Raw genomic sequence first — 4,087 nt, forward strand, 5'->3', positions numbered from 1 at the left:
CTCGACCTCGTTGTAGGTCGGGATGATCACCAGCACCGGGCCGAGATCGGCGAAGGTGCTCTCCTCAGGGGCAGTCACGTCTGTGCCTTTCGAAGCAGCGGGGGCAGGCAGCGGGCCGTTACGCCTGCCTTCTTGCGCGCACCAGCAGCGACACCGTCAGCCCGCGTACATGCCGGACCTCGCTCGGGGTGAACGCCGCTCGCAGGGCACCGGCCTGGCCGGCCGGCAGCGCCTGGTACGGGTCGTCGCCAGTGCCGATGGTAACGACCCAGGTACGGCTCACGTCACCGATGCAGGAGACCGGAACCGGGCACTCCACCGGGAACAGGTCGTCCGCCCGCACCGCCGTCCGCGCGATCAGCAGCGGTCTCGGGCGGACGGCCTCCGGGAGGTGGTAGGTCACGCCGGGGCCCACCATCATCCAGGCCTTCTTCCCGGCCACCGTCACGATCCCGTCGCCGTCCCGGTATCCGGACGCCACCAGCCTGGCCGCGCCCTGGTAGTCGGTCTGGGTGCGTGCCGTCACGTACCGCACCGCGCGCTGCTGCGGCACCCCGAGCAGCCCGGGGACGGCCACCACGGCGAGCGCCAGCCCGGCGGCGACCGTCCGGGGCGCCCCGCCCGTCCACCCGGTCCCGCGCGCCCGGGAGAGGCGGGAGAGCCGGGAGAGCCGGGAGGGCGTCGCCCGGCCGTGCAGGGGTCCCAGGGCATGGTGGATCGCGCCGACGCCGCCGCCCGCGAGGACGGCCCAGGCGGGCAGGGTGAAGAGCAGATAGCGGTCGACGAAGTACGAGGTCCGGCCCTGCGAGACCAGCCAGACCCCGAGCACCGGCAGCACGGCCAGCGCCGCCGCCTGGACCGCAGCCGTCCGGTGGCCGCGCCACAGCAGGGCGGCCACCGCCAGTGCCAGGAACGCGTACATCACCCCGAAGGAGCCGAGGAACTCGGGCCAGAACATCCGCAGCCGGTACCGGGTCGCGACGGTGATCCAGTCCAGCTGGCGGCCCGACTGGCGCCGCCCCAGCAGCATCACGGGCAGGGCCGGCAGCAGGGCCACCACCACGGCCACCGGGAACTGCCGCAGTACCCGCCGGTCCGGCGCCGACCTGAGGTACAGGGCCACCACCACGCACTGCCCGGCCAGACTGCTCAGCGAGACCAGGTGGAGCACCCCGGCCAGCGCCGTACACAGCCCGTACCAGGCCCAGCGCGCCGGGCCGGGCCGTTCCAGGGCCCGCAGCAGGCACCAGGTGGCCGCCGCCACGGCGCAGGTGACGAACGCGTACGAGCGGGCCTCCTGGGCGTACGCCGACACGTTCGGGAGGGCCGCCAGCAGCAGTCCCGCCGCCACCGCGGCCACCCGGCTGCCGAACCAGCGCAGGGCGGCCAGGGCGGTGAACCCGGCGGCCGCCGCCATCGCCAGTGCGGACGGCAGCCGCAGGCTGAGCACCGAGTCGCCGAAGACCTCGGTCCAGGCGTGCAGCAGCAGGTAGTAGGCGCCGTTGCTGGCGTCGACGTTCCCGAGTATGGCGAACAGTTGTGGCAGGGACCGGGTCGCCGCACTCCAGCTGGAGATCTCGTCGCGCCACAGTTCCGGTGTGCCGATCCGGTAGAGGCCGACCAGCAGGGTCACCAGGGCGGGCCAGCACCAGACGCTGCGCAGGGCGCGCGGCAGGGAGCTCAAAGGTTCGGTGCTCATGGGCAGTTCAGGCGATCGACTCGACTGACGCACAGTCAGTTTCCGAATGGGCTTCGACAGGATACGGGAGTCGGGCGGGTGCACCGACCCGTCCGATCGCCTCAGCGGCGGGTGGTGGGATCGCCCAGGCGGCGGTTGCGGACGGCGCGGGCGGCGGTCCGGACGGCCTCCGGCTGGGCGGCCAGTTCGGCCAGGGCGCGGCCGATCGCCCGGCCGGCCCGGTCGCAGAACGCATCCGACTCCACTGCGGCGTCGGGCAGTTCGGGCAGCACCTCGTCCACCAGTCCGACTGCCGCAAGGTCGTGTGCGCCGATGCCCTGCGCCCGCGCCAGCTCCGCCGCGTGCGCGCCGTCCCGGTGGACGATCGCCGAGGCGCCCTCGGGCGGCAGCGGCGCCAGCCAGGCGTGCTCGGCGGCCAGCACCCGGTCGGCGGGGAGCAGTGCCAGCGCACCGCCGCCGGAACCCTGGCCGAGCAGTACCGCCAGGACGGGGGTGCGCAGGGCGATCAGTGTGTGCAGGCAGTGGGCGATCTCCAAGGCCACGCCGTCCAGTTCGGCCTGGGTGGAGAGCTCGGCCCCGGCCGTGTCCACCACCGTGACCAGGGGCAGCCGGAGCTGTTCGGCGAGCCGGGCCGTGCGCTGGACACACCGCAGGTCGGCGGCGGTGAACGGACGTTCGGTGCCGGGCCTGGCGCGCTGCTGGCCGACCACCACGGCCGGCCGGCCACCGAACTCGGCCAGCCCGCGCACCAGCGCGCCCTCCGTCCGGTCCGCCAGGGTGGGCGCGGTCAGCGGCAGCACGCCCCCGGCAGCCCGTGCGAGCAGCTCGCTGACCCCGGGCCGGCCGGGCCGCCGGGTCAGCTGCACCGACTCCCAGGCGTCCGGCCCGGCCGTGCTCTCCGGTCTGGGCGCCGCCGGCCCGGCTGCCTCGGGGTCGGCTGCTTCTGGCCCGGCGGCCTCTGGTGTACGGCGCTCCAGCAGGGACAGCAGCCGTCCGACGAAGGCGGGCAGTTCCGCGGGCGGCAGCACGGCGTCGACCAGCCCGCGGGCGGCCAGCGTCTCGGCCCGCTGCACCTCCTCCGGCAGCCCGACCCCGCGCAGCTCCTCGTACACCCGGGGGCCGAGGAAGCCCAGCCGCGCCCCGGGTTCGGCCAGCACCGGTTGCCCGAGCGTGCCCCAGGAGGCGAACACCCCGCCCATGGTGGGGCTGCGCAGATAGGTCAAGTACGGCAGTCCGGCGGCCTGGTGGGCCTGGACGGCGGCGGTGATCCGGACCATGCAGAGGAAGGCGGCCGACCCCTCCTGCATTCGCGTACCGCCCGAGACGGGCAGGGCGAGCAGCGGCAGCCGCTCGGCCGTGGCACGTTCCACCGCCCGTGTGATCCGCTCCGCCGTGGCGACCCCGATCGAGCCGCCCAGGAACCCGAACTCCGACACCACCAGTGCCACCGGCCGCCCGTCCACCAGAGCCCGCCCGGTGGTGACCGCCTCGTCCAGCCCGGTCCGGGCCCGGGCGCGGGCCAGCGAAGCCGCGTACCCCTCGTCGGCGGGCACCGCCGTAACCGGGGTGTCCCGGCACTCGAAACTCCCGGGGTCACCCAGCAGATCGATCAACTGGGCCGCCGTCAGCCCGCTTCTGATGGTCATAGATCCCCCCGAACCGGCTCCATCGGTGCCTCAGCGTACACACCACTCCTCGCCCGTCCACCAACAGAGGAGATCTCCACGGGTCTGATCCGGTACCCTGTCGGAGGTTGGGCGGCCATCACCTACGGCCGGACAACTCCCGCCTCAGTAGCTCAGGGGATAGAGCACGGCTCTCCTAAAGCCGGTGTCGCAGGTTCGAATCCTGCCTGGGGCACAGAGAAATCGCAGGTCACAGGCCCTTCCGCTGCTCCGAGCCGAGGGGCCTGCGTCGTCCCGGTACACATTCAGTGCACGCGGGCCGGGCGGCGCTGCTCGGGAGGCGGCTTCCTGACGGACGGCAGGCCAGGCACTTGATGATCGCGTCGTGGTCGTCGCGCTGCCGGTGGTGGTCGACCGCCTCGGTCTCGAGTGAGCGGGCACCCTCCACCGAAGCCCGCCCGTGACGGCCCCGGGCCACAGGCTTGCGGTCATTGGTATGTCCGGCCAGGCGAGCACAGTGATCAACGCCGCTCGGCTGCAACTCCGGTGCCGGGGAGTGAACTTGTGCTACGTTCCGTAGTCCCAGCAGAACATAGTCGACCCCGGCGGTGCTACCAACACCCCGGGGCCCGGCACCAGGAGCAGGAACTCCCGATGCGCGTCCATCGTACCGAACACGCACGTCACTTCACCGTGCTGCCCAACGGCCTGTTGCAGGACCGTCGGCTCAGTTACACCGCCCGCGGCCTGCTGGCCGACCTCC

Annotated in this window: 2 protein-coding genes and 1 tRNA gene; 1 reads left to right on the top strand and 2 read right to left on the bottom strand. The window is 73.4% G+C overall.

The features are described 5' to 3' along the window. Positions 1-118: 118 nt before the first annotated feature. On the bottom strand, positions 119-1,699 hold the full coding sequence (locus UK12_RS32020) for a glycosyltransferase family 39 protein (RefSeq protein ID WP_082120128.1): 1,581 nt from the start codon (positions 1,697-1,699) through the stop codon (positions 119-121). 101 nt (positions 1,700-1,800) lie between these two features. Beyond that, positions 1,801-3,345 (bottom strand): carboxyl transferase domain-containing protein, encoded by a 1,545-nt coding sequence (locus UK12_RS32025; RefSeq protein ID WP_045306726.1) that lies wholly within the window; start codon positions 3,343-3,345, stop codon positions 1,801-1,803. 141 nt (positions 3,346-3,486) lie between these two features. Between UK12_RS32025 and UK12_RS32030 the strand changes: the two genes are divergently transcribed. After that, positions 3,487-3,559, top strand: a tRNA-Arg gene (locus UK12_RS32030). Positions 3,560-4,087 lie beyond the last annotated feature (528 nt).

Origin of the sequence: Saccharothrix sp. ST-888 (genome assembly GCF_000955975.1) — a bacterium.
GTDB lineage: Bacteria > Actinomycetota > Actinomycetes > Streptomycetales > Streptomycetaceae > Kitasatospora.